The sequence below is a fragment of the Thermoflavimicrobium dichotomicum genome (assembly GCF_900114055.1).
Taxonomy (GTDB): Bacteria; Bacillota; Bacilli; order Thermoactinomycetales; family Thermoactinomycetaceae; genus Thermoflavimicrobium; species Thermoflavimicrobium dichotomicum.
Map to the genome: position 1 here is coordinate 1 of NZ_FORR01000034.1, position 13,899 is coordinate 13,899.

14 protein-coding genes, 1 tRNA gene and 2 riboswitches are annotated in these 13,899 nt (G+C 42.5%); all 15 genes read right to left on the reverse strand.

The genetic code is table 11. The features are described from left to right. Positions 1-18 precede the first annotated feature (18 nt). Positions 19-94, reverse strand: a tRNA-Ala gene (locus BMZ78_RS17640). Between the two features lie 414 nt (positions 95-508). Then, the gene (locus BMZ78_RS17645) at positions 509-1,450 is read right to left on the reverse strand and encodes an alpha/beta hydrolase (RefSeq protein WP_175482556.1); all 942 of its coding nucleotides are present in this window, start codon (positions 1,448-1,450) and stop codon (positions 509-511) included. 188 nt (positions 1,451-1,638) lie between these two features. After that, positions 1,639-2,286: an SMC-Scp complex subunit ScpB gene (gene scpB / locus BMZ78_RS17650; RefSeq protein WP_093231713.1), complete on the reverse strand. Its 648-nt coding sequence runs from the start codon at positions 2,284-2,286 to the stop codon at positions 1,639-1,641. Further along, entirely contained in the window at positions 2,283-3,038 is a 756-nt protein-coding gene (locus BMZ78_RS17655; protein ID WP_093231714.1) for a segregation and condensation protein A, read from the reverse strand. The genes scpB and BMZ78_RS17655 overlap by 4 nt, the downstream gene beginning before the upstream one ends. Positions 3,039-3,063: 25 nt before the next feature. Continuing rightward, the gene (gene ribH / locus BMZ78_RS17660) at positions 3,064-3,537 is read right to left on the reverse strand and encodes a 6,7-dimethyl-8-ribityllumazine synthase (RefSeq protein ID WP_139203362.1); all 474 of its coding nucleotides are present in this window, start codon (positions 3,535-3,537) and stop codon (positions 3,064-3,066) included. A 13-nt stretch (positions 3,538-3,550) separates the two neighbouring features. Continuing rightward, a complete protein-coding gene (locus tag BMZ78_RS17665) occupies positions 3,551-4,744 on the reverse strand; it encodes a bifunctional 3,4-dihydroxy-2-butanone-4-phosphate synthase/GTP cyclohydrolase II (RefSeq protein WP_093231723.1) in 1,194 nt (397 codons plus the stop codon). A 25-nt stretch (positions 4,745-4,769) separates the two neighbouring features. Continuing rightward, positions 4,770-5,414, reverse strand: a complete 645-nt coding sequence (gene ribE / locus BMZ78_RS17670) for a riboflavin synthase (protein ID WP_093231715.1) — start codon at positions 5,412-5,414, stop codon at positions 4,770-4,772. 17 nt (positions 5,415-5,431) lie between these two features. Next, positions 5,432-6,517, reverse strand: a complete 1,086-nt coding sequence (gene ribD, locus BMZ78_RS17675; protein ID WP_093231716.1) for a bifunctional diaminohydroxyphosphoribosylaminopyrimidine deaminase/5-amino-6-(5-phosphoribosylamino)uracil reductase RibD — start codon at positions 6,515-6,517, stop codon at positions 5,432-5,434. Between the two features lie 371 nt (positions 6,518-6,888). Next, positions 6,889-7,027: riboswitch (FMN riboswitch) on the reverse strand. A gap of 54 nt (positions 7,028-7,081) precedes the next feature. Then, the gene (locus BMZ78_RS17680) at positions 7,082-8,056 is read right to left on the reverse strand and encodes a COX15/CtaA family protein (RefSeq protein WP_093231717.1); all 975 of its coding nucleotides are present in this window, start codon (positions 8,054-8,056) and stop codon (positions 7,082-7,084) included. Positions 8,057-8,266: 210 nt separating this feature from the next. Then, positions 8,267-9,604 carry a diaminopimelate decarboxylase gene (gene lysA / locus BMZ78_RS17685; RefSeq protein WP_093231718.1) on the reverse strand — a complete coding sequence of 446 codons (1,338 nt, stop codon included), beginning with the start codon at positions 9,602-9,604 and terminating at the stop codon, positions 8,267-8,269. 226 nt (positions 9,605-9,830) lie between these two features. Continuing rightward, positions 9,831-10,017, reverse strand: a riboswitch (Lysine riboswitch). A 262-nt stretch (positions 10,018-10,279) separates the two neighbouring features. After that, positions 10,280-10,597 carry an NO-inducible flavohemoprotein gene (locus tag BMZ78_RS19280; protein WP_245739929.1) on the reverse strand — a complete coding sequence of 106 codons (318 nt, stop codon included), beginning with the start codon at positions 10,595-10,597 and terminating at the stop codon, positions 10,280-10,282. Continuing rightward, entirely contained in the window at positions 10,531-11,010 is a 480-nt protein-coding gene (locus tag BMZ78_RS19285) for an NO-inducible flavohemoprotein (protein ID WP_245739930.1), read from the reverse strand. The genes BMZ78_RS19280 and BMZ78_RS19285 overlap by 67 nt, the downstream gene beginning before the upstream one ends. Positions 11,011-11,244: 234 nt before the next feature. Continuing rightward, on the reverse strand, positions 11,245-11,970 hold the full coding sequence (locus BMZ78_RS17695; protein ID WP_093231719.1) for an ABC transporter permease: 726 nt from the start codon (positions 11,968-11,970) through the stop codon (positions 11,245-11,247). Between the two features lie 255 nt (positions 11,971-12,225). Next, positions 12,226-12,933 (reverse strand): sensor histidine kinase, encoded by a 708-nt coding sequence (locus tag BMZ78_RS17700; protein WP_175482555.1) that lies wholly within the window; start codon positions 12,931-12,933, stop codon positions 12,226-12,228. A gap of 209 nt (positions 12,934-13,142) precedes the next feature. Continuing rightward, positions 13,143-13,832 carry a response regulator transcription factor gene (locus BMZ78_RS17705; RefSeq protein WP_093231721.1) on the reverse strand — a complete coding sequence of 230 codons (690 nt, stop codon included), beginning with the start codon at positions 13,830-13,832 and terminating at the stop codon, positions 13,143-13,145. Between the last annotated feature and the right edge of the window lie 67 nt (positions 13,833-13,899).

The following is a 13,899-nucleotide window of genomic DNA, read 5'->3' on the forward strand; positions in this document are numbered from 1 at the left end:
GGTATCCCTCCATATTCCTGGTGGAGCTAAGCGGATTCGAACCGCTGACCCCCTGCTTGCAAGGCAGGTGCTCTCCCAGCTGAGCTATAGCCCCAAATGGATCACTTGTTTTTTCATTTATTTTTACCGCTGACGATTAAATAATATATCAGCCTCTTAAACAAAATGCAATACCTAAATAAAATAAAATAATATTAATATTATTCTGAATTATATATGAATAAATGGGGTTTTTTGCAAAGATACAGGTAGGTGGTAGTGGGAGTGTTTTAATCATGTGACAACTTCACTTGGAACAGGAGAACAGGGTTTGTCGACAGACCCTCATGTTACCGAGCAACATATTAGAGGGATGAAAAAGGTGTTCTGTTTACTATAATGCGGAGGGATGGGTTCCTTACGGAGTGAGTGTGATGATACAAAAGTCGTCACGGAGGAAGGAACCCATCCCGAAGCCGGGAGAAATGCATCCATATTTTCAGGATCATCTCATTTCCCTCAAAAATTCTTACATTTCCAGTTCACGAGCAGGGTTTAATTGCTTATTTAGCCAACGAACGATATCTTGATATACCTCTTCGCGATTTAATTCATTGAGTATTTCATGTCTGGCTTCTTTATAAAATTTATAGCACAGGTTTGTAATACCAGCTTGCTGATAACGATGAATGGTTTCCAGTACTCCTTTTGTATTATGACCGACTGGATCTTTCTCACCAGAGATGAAAAAGATGGGTAGATCCTTGGGAACCAAGCGCAATCGATCGGGCTGATCCATTTCTTTCATCCCCATCAACAAATCATGATAAAAGCTGATTGTTGCCAACTCCCCACAATATGGATCTTCCATGTACCGATCCACTTCCTTTTCATCACGGGTAAGCCAGTCAAATGGAGTACGGTTTGGCTTGAATGGTTTATTAAATTTTCCAAATGAAAGCTGATGGAATAGCTTACTTCTTGCCTTTTTGCCTCTCCATCTCATTATCCATTTTGCCAGTAGCCGCCCTATATCTCCCAATAATCCCGGATATGAACCTGTCCCTGATAAAATCACGCCAGCCACTTCATTTCCATATTTTTGGATATATCTGCGCGAAAGGAATGAACCCATACTATGCCCCAATAAAAAAACAGGTAAACCAGGTTGTTCCTTTTTGATGATTTTCGTAAGCTCATGCAGATCATCAACAACCTGTTCCCAACCATTCTCATCAGCAAAATACCCCAGGTTTTCTTTAGATCCAGCTGTTTCCCCATGTCCTCGGTGATCATTGGCATAAACCATGTAGCCTTCCCGGGTTAAAAATGTGGCAAAAGCATGGTAACGCCTGGAATGTTCCGCCATTCCATGGGCAATTTGCACAACTCCTTTCGCTTTCTGACCCGTCAACCATTTATTTGCTGCAATCTTTGTACCATCTAAGGATGGATAAGTAAATGAAATCATGTTCACGGTTCAGCTACCTCTTTCTTTCTGCTTCTAGAAAGGTTAACAAGACATGAAACCAAGTTGTCAATCTGAAGACTTTCCATTTGCATGATTGTCAATCGTATCCCTATGAAATAATTTAACATATGGAAATAAACCTAGCACTTCTTGGATCATGCCAGGTTCATTTCCAACTATACTATTTCCTAAACCTCCACTTTTTCTTCCTGCTCTGCTTGTGTTTCCGCTACAGCTGACTCTTCTTCTGTTGTTGGGGACTTTTCAACGCCCAAGCGCTTAAATAGATCTTGCCGGTCCTGCTCCCACTCTTGCCAGTTAAAAATCGAGTCAGGTGGCGGAAGTTCATCAATGTGATTAAGTCCAAAATACTCTAAGAATTCTTTGGTCGTACCATATAAGATGGGGCGGCCTGCTCCTTCTGCCCGTCCTACTTCCCGAATCAGGCCTTTGCGCTGCAAAACCTGCACAGTCCGGTCGCTTTTTACTCCACGGATCTCCTCTATTTCCAGTCGGGTGACAGGTTGGCGATAAGCAATGATCGCCAACGTTTCCAGTGCCGCACGTGATAGCTGGGAACGGGAAGGAGCTTGCGCCAGACGCTCAAAATATGGAGCATGCTCAGGAAGAGTGGTTAACTGGTAAACCTGTGCCACTTTCACAATCTGAATACCACGTTGCTGCTGATTCCACTCTATCTGCATTTCGTTGATTAAATACTGTACTTCTTGCTTGGATATCCCAATCACATCGGCCAATTCTTTCAAACTCAACCCTTCTTCGCCTGAAGCAAAAAGGAGTCCTTCGATCACCGACTTCATTTCTTCTGCTTTCATGCTTCACTCCCCTTCCCTTCCAGCTGCTCGATAAAAATTTCTCCAAACAGTTGATCCTGGTAGCAGATGATTTTCTTTAGCTTCATAAGCTCCAGGAGGGCCAAAAAGGTTGTAATCACTCGTTCTTTTGTAATTTCACTCCAACGAAGCAGTTTGGAGAAAATCAGTTTACCCTCTCGTAAAAGCTGCTGATAAATCTCGTCCATCCGTGCACTGACCGAGATTTCTTCACGAGCTACCTTGGTCATCGGCTCTGATTGTTTATGTGTTTTCAAGACATCGACAAATGCCTGGAGCAGGTCATCAACAGTCAAACCTTCCACTGGATTGGGATCAGGTGCATAGGGAGTGAGGTCCATGGGTGGCCGAGTATACACTTTGCTTCGTGCTTCTTCCCTTTCTCTTAACAACTCACCCAAGCGCTTGTACCTTTTATACTCCAACAGCCGCTCGATTAACTCTTCACGCGGATCTACAATCCACTCATCTTCCTCGATCAGTTGTTCATCTTCCAGGATTTCCTGCTTGGGCAACAACATGCGACTTTTAATCGCCAACAGAGTTGCCGCCATTACCAAAAACTCACTGGCAATCTCCAATTGCAACTCTTTTGCCTCCGCCAGTACTTGCATATATTGGCTGGTAATCTTGGCAATCGAAATCTCATAAATATCAACTTCTGCCTTTTCGATCAAATGAAGCAACAGATCAAGCGGCCCTTCAAACATATCCAGTTTAATCTTGATATCCACGATGGTCGATCACGGCTTTCTACACTTATTTCATCAACACTTTTTGCAGATTGGCCATTTCAATCGCACTGACAGCTGCTTCCCAGCCTTTGTTGCCTGCTTTGGTACCTGCCCGTTCAATGGCTTGTTCAATGTTTTCCACCGTAATCACACCAAAAATGACAGGAACACCATGTCGAACACTGGCAGCAGCAATTCCTTTCGCTGCTTCATTGCATACATAGTCATAATGGCTGGTAGCTCCACGGATGACAGCTCCCAATGTGATCACTGCATCATATTTTCCAGAAGCCGCCAACTGATCGGCGATCATTGGAATCTCAAATGCACCAGGTACCCAGGCAATATCCACGGATCCTTCATCAGCTCCATGGCGCTTTAATGCATCTTTGGCTCCTTCTAGCAATTTCGTTGTAATAAAATCATTAAAACGACTGACAACAATAGCAAATTTCAATCCAGAAGCCACCAAATTTCCTTCGTATACTTTTCCAATCATGATTGGTTCCTCCTTATAAATGCAGTAAATGTCCCAGTTTTTCCTTTTTGGTCATCATATATTTGCGGTTATTTTCATTGACAGGTAATTGAAGCGGAACCACTTCAACCACTTCCAGTCCATGTCCTTTCAATCCGGTAATCTTCCGTGGATTATTGGTGAGCAAGCGTATTTTGCGTACACCGAGGTCATGCAAAATCTGGGCACCAATCCCATATTCCCGCAAATCGGCACGGAAACCGAGCTTCAAGTTTGCCTCGACAGTGTCGAAGCCCTCTTCCTGCAGTTTATATGCCTTCAATTTATTGAGCAAACCAATGCCTCTACCCTCTTGACGCATATATAATAAAACACCTTTTCCTGCTTGTTCAATCTGCTGTAAAGCGGCATGAAGCTGCGGGCCACAATCACAACGCCTGGAACCAAATACATCGCCAGTCAAACATTCGGAATGGACTCGCACCAATACTGGCTCATCCGGATCAATTTCTCCTTTTACCAGGGCGACATGCTCTTTATGGTCCACTTGATTTGAATAACCTACCATTTGGAAGATCCCAAACTCTGTGGGCATATGAACAGAGACAACCCGTTCTACCAGCTTTTCTGTCCGACTCCGGAATTGGATAAGGTCCTGAATGGTAATCATCTTCAATTGAAATTGGTCAGCCATCTTTTTTAGGTCTGGCACTCGTGCCATCGTTCCGTCTTCTTTGATGACTTCACAAATTACACCTGCCGGATAAGCCCCGCACAGTCGCGCCAAATCCACCGCTGCTTCCGTATGGCCTGCCCGGCGCAAAACGCCTCCTTTGCGAGCGACCAGAGGGAAAATATGTCCTGGGCGCCGAAAATCATGAGGCTGCTTGCTCGGATCAATCAGTTGCCGAATGGTTTCTGCGCGTTCATAAGCGGAAATGCCAGTAGTGGTATTCACAGCATCCACTGAAACGGTAAATGCCGTACCATGCCGATCCGTGTTATGATGTACCATGAGTGGCAGGTCCAATTCTTCCGCACGCTCTTCCGTTAGAGGTACACAAACCAAACCCCGACCATGTGTAATCATGAAATTAATGACTTCTGGTGTTGCTTTTTCCGCTAAGGCAACCAAATCTCCTTCATTTTCCCGGTCTTCATCATCCACAACGATAATCATTTTACCTTGTTTCAGGTCTTCCAATGCTTCCTCAATGGTATGGAAGATACTCATTTGTTTGTGCCCCCTTCCATCACATAAATCCAACTTCTTTCAGTTTCTCGACCGTAAGCTGAGAGGCTGTTTTCTTTTCTTTTCCTACCCATTTAGCCAAATATTTGGCAATCATGTCACATTCAATATTGACGGGATCACCTATTTTTGCATATTGTAACTGCGTTTGCTGAAGGGTATGCGGGATCACAGAAACAGTAAAAAAGTCGGATCCAACATCCACCAAAGTTAAACTAATCCCATTGACGGCAACAGATCCTTTCTCCACCATGAAATGCGTCAACTCTTCAGGAACACGGAAACGAAACAATGTAGCATTTTCATAGGGTCTGCGCTCTTCCAACACACCGACTCCATCTACATGCCCTTGAACAAAATGGCCACCCATTCGCTGGCCAGCTGCTACCGCCCGTTCCAAATTAACCGGCGAATCCGGCTTCAATGAATGAAATTGAGTGCGCTTCACTGTTTCCGGCATCACATCAGCGGTAAAAAAATCGCTCCCCAATCGGGTAACCGTCAAACAAACACCATTGACTGCGATGCTATCTCCAATCCCTGTTCCTTCCAGTACCTTTTGGCAAGCAATCATGATTTCCATTGCCATGCCTGATTTTCGTACCTGGCGCACCTTTCCCACTTCTTCGACGAGTCCTGTAAACATGGTTCACGCTCCTTCTTTTATAAATAACCAATCACACACAGATCATCGCCGTAGCGCTCAACATGTATCTCTTTCAAGCACTTTGCTTCCGACATATAGAGCGGATTTTCTCCTTCCACAGCCGTACGGCTCTGTCTTCCGCCCAACAGTTTCGGGGCAACAAAAGCGATTACTTTTTGCACATAATTCCCATGTAGAAACGCTGCATTCACTTCTCCCCCACCTTCAACCAGCAGAGAAAGGATTCCATGGCGTCCCAATTCACTTAACACGACATCCAGATCCACCAACGGCCCCATGCCTGTGGAAATAATCCTGACTCCTTTGGCCGTTAATTGGCGTTCTTTCTCTGGATCCCTACCCTCTGTCGTAAAAATCCAGGTAGGGGCTACAGAAGTATCTGTAATCGCCGCATCGACAGGCGTCCGCAACCGACTGTCCAAAATGACCCGAAGTGGGTGGATTCCGCCCGCTTCCAGGCGACTCGTCAAGCGTGGATCATCTTTTAGCACGGTTCCTACTCCGACCAAAATGGCATCATACTGCCGACGCAATTGATGCACCATCTGCCGCGACTCTTCGTTGGTAATCCATTTGCTATCTCCCTGTATTGTTGCAATCTTTCCATCGAGTGTCATGGCCATTTTCAAGGTCACAAAAGGATGTCCTGTACGCCGGTGATGAAAATATGCTTCATTTAAACGCTGACACTCTTTTTCACAAACCCCGAGAATAACCTCCAGTCCGGCTTCTCTCAGACGCTCCACTCCTTTGCCTGCCACTAACGGATCTGGATCAAGGGAACCAATCACCACTCGTTTGATCCCACTGTCCAATATTTTTTCGGTACAGGGGGGTGTCCGGCCATAGTGATTGCAAGGTTCAAGTGTGACGTACAATGTTGCCTCTTTTGCCTGCTCACCAGCCATGTTTAAGGCATGAACTTCAGCGTGTGGGGTTCCGGCTCTCAGATGCGCTCCAGAACCCACCATATATCCATCTTTGACCACCACAGCTCCCACCATTGGATTGGGTGCGGTTTGTCCTGCTGTTGACTGTGCCAGTTGCCAAGCTAAACGCATCCAATCTTCATGCGTTTTCATCGCGTCCCTCCTTTGGCTTTCAGGAACAAAAAAGCCCTGATCCTTCACAGAATCAGGGCAGAGTTGTCGATGGGAAAAATGAGTATGCGCAAATAAACCTTTGACTACTCGTTTTTTTGACATTGGCTGAACCATCACAAAATGATCAAACATTCACAAAGGAATATTAGATCACAAAGCCTGTTGACAGTCTGTCCAATATCAAGGCCACTATTCCAATAGAAACTCTGTCAACTATTTTCTAACAGAAGTTTACATTGGAGGTTGCTGACTCATTAAAAAACAGGAAATGGAAAAGAAGTTCTTACGCTTGTCAACAAACTTGGCTAATGGTTCAACCCAAAACGAGTAGTAAGGTTCCAAGTGCCTATAACATCCTTCTCCCATCCAGACTGTTACTGTCGGCTTCGGAGTTTCACCGAATCCACCGCAGATTGCGGGTCACGGGCTAAGACAACATCCGTTGCCATCACCGCCGGTCGGGAATTCCACCCTGCCCCGAAGGATGAACATTTATACATTTTTTAGTTTGAGTATATCTGAATCTAAAAGTATTGTCTATATTTAAGATTGCAATACCGGTGTTTCTTTATCAAAACGTGCTCCCCCTGGCCATCCTGCCTGCATGCACAAATAGCAAAGGACAGAGAAATAAATCGAGATGACGGTTGTATGGACCAGCGCAACGAGTACCTGACCGCCAGAAAGTACGGTCAGTATTCCACTTACGGCTTGTAAGGTAATAAACAGAAAAGCGAGCCATATTCCTTTGTGCAAATCTTCACGAATGCGGTAATGACGAATGATTACCCACAGAAAAACAAGGGTAATGAACCACAATGAGATTCCCGCATACCGGTGTAACATATGAATGCCTTCCAAATTGGCCAGGCCAGGCAAAAACTGCTTCCCACACAATGGAAATTCAAAACCGCATGCCATGGTCGCCTGCGTATGACGAACCAATGCTCCTGTATACACCACCAAATAAGTGTATACAGCCAGTCCCCACACACCATATTGCAATCGCTTGGACACAGGCTTTTCGTCTTTGATTTTGGCTGTTTCCTGTTCTGGTGTTCGACCATGTTTCAACTGGAATAGATGAATGGTTAACATCACAACACTGGCAAAACACATCAACGAAAATCCAAAGTGGAGAGACAAAGCCGCTTTTTTGGCAAAAGGACCTCTAAACACAACAGTCAATGCCCCTAAAGCCCCTTGAAAAACCACAAAAAACACACTCAAAAAAGAAAAAATCTTGACTCGTCTGCTGTCGGGATAGGCTTTCCATGCCCAAATCACCAGAGCAACAATCAGAAGCCCAACTCCTCCTGAAACGATCCGATGACTGTATTCGATAATGGTCTCCATGGGAAACGATGCAGGAATGAGTTCACCGTGGCAAAAAGGCCAGGAGTTTCCGCATCCTTCTCCAGAACCCGTTTTGGTTACAATGGCTCCCATAATGAGCATCAGATAAGAGCCGATCACCGTTAATACAGCCAGCACTCGGAGCCAACGATGCTTGCTCATGTATATCCTCCCTTCCTTACAGGGGCTTATTTCATTTTCATCATATCACATACCCAAATGAAAAAGCTATGTTCCTCCCAATTGGCACAAAAATGTGACAGAACAAGGAGTGACATAGCTTATAACAAGTGATTCATGCTCCTTCTTTGCAGTCATCCTGATGCTTCATTTTTTGCTTTCATATCATTCTGATTTTCCTCATGACCATCGTTAGCCCACCGTAACACTGGCCTTTTTAGGAGCCAAACGGGCAGGAATTCGATCACGTGCGATGACATCCTGGAGTGTTTCACGTTCGACGACCACTTCAGCTTGCCCGTCTTTAACAAACAGAACAGCCGGTCGACGCACACGATTATAGTTGTTGGCCATGGAAAAATTATACGCTCCCGTACAGTTTACAGCCAAAATATCTCCCTGTTTTACTTGTGGCAACTTTAAATCCCAAATTAAAATATCGCCTTCCTCACATGCCTTTCCAGCAATGGTGACCGTTTCCGTTGCACTTTCCTGAGCACGATTGGCGAGCATTGCTTCATATTTCGCCTGATATAAAGCGGGCCGCAAATTATCTGACATTCCTCCATCGATAGAAACATACTTGCGAATTCCTGGCACTTCCTTGATAGCCCCAATGGTATATAAGGTAGTTCCTGCTTCTCCAACGATATACCGACCTGGTTCAATCCAGATTTCAGGCAGCACTGGCAAATCATGCAGATACTTCCGAACTGCCTCCGCAATCGCCTGCACATAATCTCTTGCTTCTTTGGGGGCATCGTCCTTATGATAACGAATCCCAAAGCCGCCCCCTGTATTAAAGATCCGGGTCACCAATCCGTAACGTTCATAGCATGTCTTGATGAATTGTCCCATCTTGGCAATGGTCAGTTGAAAGGCCTCCGTCTCAAAAATCTGCGAGCCAATATGGCAATGAAAACCCATCAAATCCAGGTGAGTGCACTCCAAAGCCTGCCGTACGCCTTCCAGCGCTTGCCCGCTATCCAAACCAAACCCAAATTTGGAATCTTCTTTTCCAGTCTGGATATATTTGTGCGTATATGCTTCCACCCCAGGAGTAATGCGTAAAATAATCCGTGCTCTTTTCTCTTTTTCTTTGGCAATGTGCTCAAGCAGCATCAACTCATCAAAATTGTCGACAACAAACAGGTAGATCCCTTCATCCAAAGCAAATTCCAATTCCTGCGGTGTTTTGTTATTTCCATGAAAATAAATGCGTTCTGCTGGAAAACCGGCTGAAAGAGCTGTATATAATTCACCTTCAGACACTACATCCAGCATAAGCCCCTCTTCATCGACAATCCGGCACATCGCCAAGGTACTGAATGCTTTACTTGCATAAGCGACCCGAAAAGCCAGGCCTGTATCTTGAAACGCATCCACAAAAGCACGCATTTTTTCACGAATCAATGCTTCATCCATGATATAAAGGGGTGTACCATATCTTTGAGCCAACTCAACCGTGTCGCAGCCTCCGATTTCCAAATGTCCTCTTGCATTGATTCGACTCGTTCCGTGTAGATACATCTTCTTCTCTCCCCATTTCATGTTTTCACAAATCATCATGAACCAAGAATAATAAAAACATTCGAGATCGTTGACAAACCCGGTTTCCCTTTTTCAGTTGAATGACTTTTGCCCGTTTTTAAGCAGCAGACATTCCATCACTATTTTTAATCCCTATAAAAAGAAAAATACCGCCCGAAAATATGGACAGTATCTGCTACTAATTCGTACCGTACCCCATATTTTCGTTGAAGATAGCACTCCACGATGCCAATCTGATCGTGACAGTGCTGTCCCTGTTCGGAAACAGCCCCAGCTTGTTCGCCCAGAGAAAGCGAAACAAACTTCGGCGACTTTTCCTTTCTTCAAATCATCATCAATTTCTCTGCATCTCCGATTTGAATACTCATAAAAGCCGCGCCTCTACTTCACGAAAAGAGGTTTCCTATGCAATTGTTTGTATATAATCTATCGAATCTTATTCGGGAAGTCAATGAATTTTTGAGATAACTTTCTGCCAAAAATGATGGGGAAGATATCCTTAATTCTCACCCAATGTACTCATGGGACTAAAGGCCTCAAAGTGGATACGCTCTTTGGGAACATTCATTTGCCTGAGCGCCCGGTAAATGACCTGCATAAACGGAATGGGGCCGCATAGGTAAAACTCTCCTTGTGCAGGATCCAAAATGGACTTCAGCCATACCTATCTATAAATCCTTCTTTATCAAAGGACTGGTCCCTCCGATCTTCTTCGGTCGGTGATTCATAACAGACAAAGGATTGGATATTGCCATTTTGGGATGCCAATCGGGCCACGTGTTCTTTCATGGCATGATGCCTTCCATTGATCGCTGCATGAATGTAAGTCACCTTGCGATCAGGCTGTTTCTCGGCGATCGTGTTTAACATGCTTACCATCGGTGTCAGGCCTACTCCTCCACTGATTAACACAACCGGATCCTTTGCTTGGGTATCCAGAATGAAGTCGCCAGCCGGGGAGCTAAATTCCAAATGGTCCCCCTCCTGGATATGCTGATGGAGGTAATTGGATACGATTCCGGCTGGTTCCTATCGCGGGCATCTTCGCGTTTGACACTGATCCGGTAATAATCCTTTCCAGGAGCATCTGATAAACTGTAGTGGCGAATATGTGTATATGTTTCGCCTGGAATTTTTGCCTTTAAGGTTAAGTATTGCCCAGGTTGAAATGTAGCGATTGTTTTTCCGTCGGCAGGCTTTAAATAGAACGAAGTGATCACGTCACTTTCTTTCACCTTTTTATCTACCACAAATTCCCGGAACCCTTCCCAACCGCCTTCCTGCGCCTTGGCTTGTTCATATAAATCTTTCTCTATCTCTATAAATACGTTGGCGATGTATTCATAAGCTTTTTCCCACGCCAATATTCGTATGATTTTGGGCATGTCTCACCTCTACACATTGTATTGGAAAGAACATCGAACAAAAATGAATCTCATCATATTTCCCATTATCTTCTTGTTAACTTCCAATATCCGCTCTCGAATAAAAAAGATGTCTGAATGATACATATTTAATGAAACTGTTTTATTTCATAAACTAGTAAACTTGGATCTAATGGAAATAAAAAATGAATGAGTATCTCAATGGTCGTCTTAAAAGAGAGAAACCTAGATTTTTTATTGATGAATATCAGCTTTTGTATGATAAATAAGGTTGGCAATTAGAAAAATAAAGAAAGTGCTTAAAGAAATAATCACGATAGGTGTAAAATTTATTGTGGTATTTTTTAAAGCAAATACAGGAAGTCCTGGTGCCATAAAAGGAGAATATTCCTTGTAATCTGAAGTGAAGATCAATAAGTTACTGACTGTGCAAATACTGGAGATAATGATGGGAACCATTAAATTTTTGTAAACTGATCCCAATAAAGTATAGATGGGTACCAAGGCAAATTGAAACAAGAGAGAATATCCATTGGCTTTGAGCTGCGATGTGAACATTTGTGAGGTAAGAGAATCTTCCATAAGAAATACCCCAGTAGCTAAAATGGCTAAGAATTGAATACAGTATGTCAGGACAATGACTGCGTATACAACTATTAACTTACCAAAAAAGATTTTAGTCCGATGAATTGGATAGGTAAATAAAAAATTAATGGTTTTTTCTGTATATTCTCTTGTAAAAACATAACTGGAAATTAAAGAGAATAAAATCATTCCTAAAAATATAAACATAGCTGTTTCAATAGTGGAAAAATATTCGATCCATACACGCGGTCCATCGTTTGTTACCAGACGGCCTATTACCAATAGCCCTGGCATGAAAACTCCTCCAATGAATACAACAAAAAGCATATAAGAATTTTTTAGTTTTAACATCTCACTACGCAATAGATTCCACATTTTTGCTACCTCCTGTCAGTTTCAAGAAATAATCTTCTGTAGAATTTTTTCCACTCTCATTTCCTCCTCGTGTATCAAGCTGTATTGGATATCTTGTGTATTTGATGAGCAACTTTTGCTCCTTAGCGCTACGGGAGCGAATCAGATACAAAAAAATGAATTTCACTCAAGTAGAGTTTTTGAAATAAAAAAGGACTATGTCCGAATCATAAGACATATTCCTTACACATCGTTTAAACAAGTCTTACAAAAAGCTTAAGAAGGCTTGGGTAAGCAGAAAGAGAACACTGTTTTTTCATATGGGACACTCTTAACAACAATGTTTCCTTTTTGGTATTCAACCAGTTGTTTTACAATCGATAAACCCAAGCCATTTCCTTGTAGCTTTTTGTTTCTTGAAGGCTCTAGTGTATATAACCGTTCAAAAATATTTTCCATTTCATGTGCTGGAATACCGCGGCCATTATCCCACAGATCAATCCATACTTTTTCATTTTCTTCACGTATTTCAATACCAAACTGATTTCCTTCTGACCCATATTTTAAGTGATTCGAAATTAAATTATGTAAGATTCTTTTGGTAGCTTGTACATCGCCTAATGCAAACACATCCTGTTTCGGCATGGAAATTACATGTTCAATTTGGAGCTTGGTAAACTCATCATAATAGAGAATAAGTGTCTGTTTAACAATCTGTGACAGATTGATTTTTTCTAAATGAAAAGTTACATCTTTAGCTTCCAGTTTTGAAAGTTGGAAAAAATGTTCCATCAGTTCATTTAAAGAGTGCGCTTTTTGCTCAATTATATTTATATATTTGATCTTTTCTTCTTCGCTGAGATGAGGGTCATTTTTTAAAACTTCAATATAGCCAAGAAGAGAAGTTAATGGTGTTATTAAGTCATGAGAGATATTGGAAATGAGTTGTTTACGCATCTCTTCACTCTTTTTGCTTTTTTCCAATACCTCCTGATATTGATCCAATAATAGATTAAGTTGACATGATAAGTTTTGCACACTTTTATTCTCTGTCTGTAAACGAATCCGCAGATTGATATTCCCCTCAATGATCTTTTTTATCATGGATGTGATTTCATTGAGATCACGATAAACCTTTATTTGAAGAAAAATAACCGTAAAAACAATGATACAGATGATTGCAGTCCCCAAATTCATGCTTCATCCCCCAATTTATAACCCAATCCCCATACGGTTCGGATATATTTGGGTTTGTCTGGCTGATCTTCAATCTTTGATCGTAAGCGGCTGATGTGAACCATAACCGTATTTTCATCACCGATAAATTCTTCTCCCCAAATCTGGTTAAATATTTGCTCTTTTGTAAATACCTTATTGGGATAGCTCAAAAAAAGCTTTAGTATCTGATATTCCTTTGCGGTCAAATCTATTTTTTCTCCCCGTTTCGTAAGGGTGCAATTTTCTACGTCCAGCTTTAGATCTTTGTGAACCATGATTTTTTTACCACTGTGCATAGGATCCTCGCCAGTATGAAAATAGAGATAGCGACGAAGATGTGCCTTTACTCTCGCAACAAACTCAAAAACAGAAAAAGGTTTCACAATATAATCATCTGCCCCCAATCCCAATCCAATTACCTTATCCGTATCCTCTCTTTTGGCTGTTAAAAGAAGGATAGGCATAGTACTTGTTTCTCTGATTCTTCTCATCACTTCCAATCCATCTATTTGTGGTAGCATAATATCTAAAATAATTAAATGAAAATTGTTCTGTGAAAACTGATGCAAAGCTTCCTTCCCGTCGAAAGATTGAACGACAAAATATCCTTCTTTCTTTAGATATTTGGTAATAAGGTTATAATGACCCCATAATCTTCCAGACAAAGTTTAAGTTATAATGAAGGAAGAAGAAAGGGGTCGTTTTCAATGGGAAGGAGAAAATGGACAGCTG

Bases quoted from the DNA above. Each gene is read 5' to 3' on its own strand.
- BMZ78_RS17645 (WP_175482556.1), bottom strand. From the start codon at position 1,450: ATGATTTCATTTACTTATCCATCCTTAGATGGTACAAAGATTGCAGCA.
- scpB (WP_093231713.1), bottom strand. From the start codon at position 2,286: ATGAAAGCAGAAGAAATGAAGTCGGTGATCGAAGGACTCCTTTTTGCT.
- ribH (WP_139203362.1), bottom strand. From the start codon at position 3,537: ATGATTGGAAAAGTATACGAAGGAAATTTGGTGGCTTCTGGATTGAAA.
- ribE (WP_093231715.1), bottom strand. From the start codon at position 5,414: ATGTTTACAGGACTCGTCGAAGAAGTGGGAAAGGTGCGCCAGGTACGA.
- ribD (WP_093231716.1), bottom strand. From the start codon at position 6,517: ATGAAAACGCATGAAGATTGGATGCGTTTAGCTTGGCAACTGGCACAG.
- BMZ78_RS17680 (WP_093231717.1), bottom strand. From the start codon at position 8,056: ATGAGCAAGCATCGTTGGCTCCGAGTGCTGGCTGTATTAACGGTGATC.
- lysA (WP_093231718.1), bottom strand. From the start codon at position 9,604: ATGTATCTACACGGAACGAGTCGAATCAATGCAAGAGGACATTTGGAA.
- BMZ78_RS19285 (WP_245739930.1), bottom strand. From the start codon at position 11,010: ATGCCCAAAATCATACGAATATTGGCGTGGGAAAAAGCTTATGAATAC.
- BMZ78_RS17695 (WP_093231719.1), bottom strand. From the start codon at position 11,970: ATGTGGAATCTATTGCGTAGTGAGATGTTAAAACTAAAAAATTCTTAT.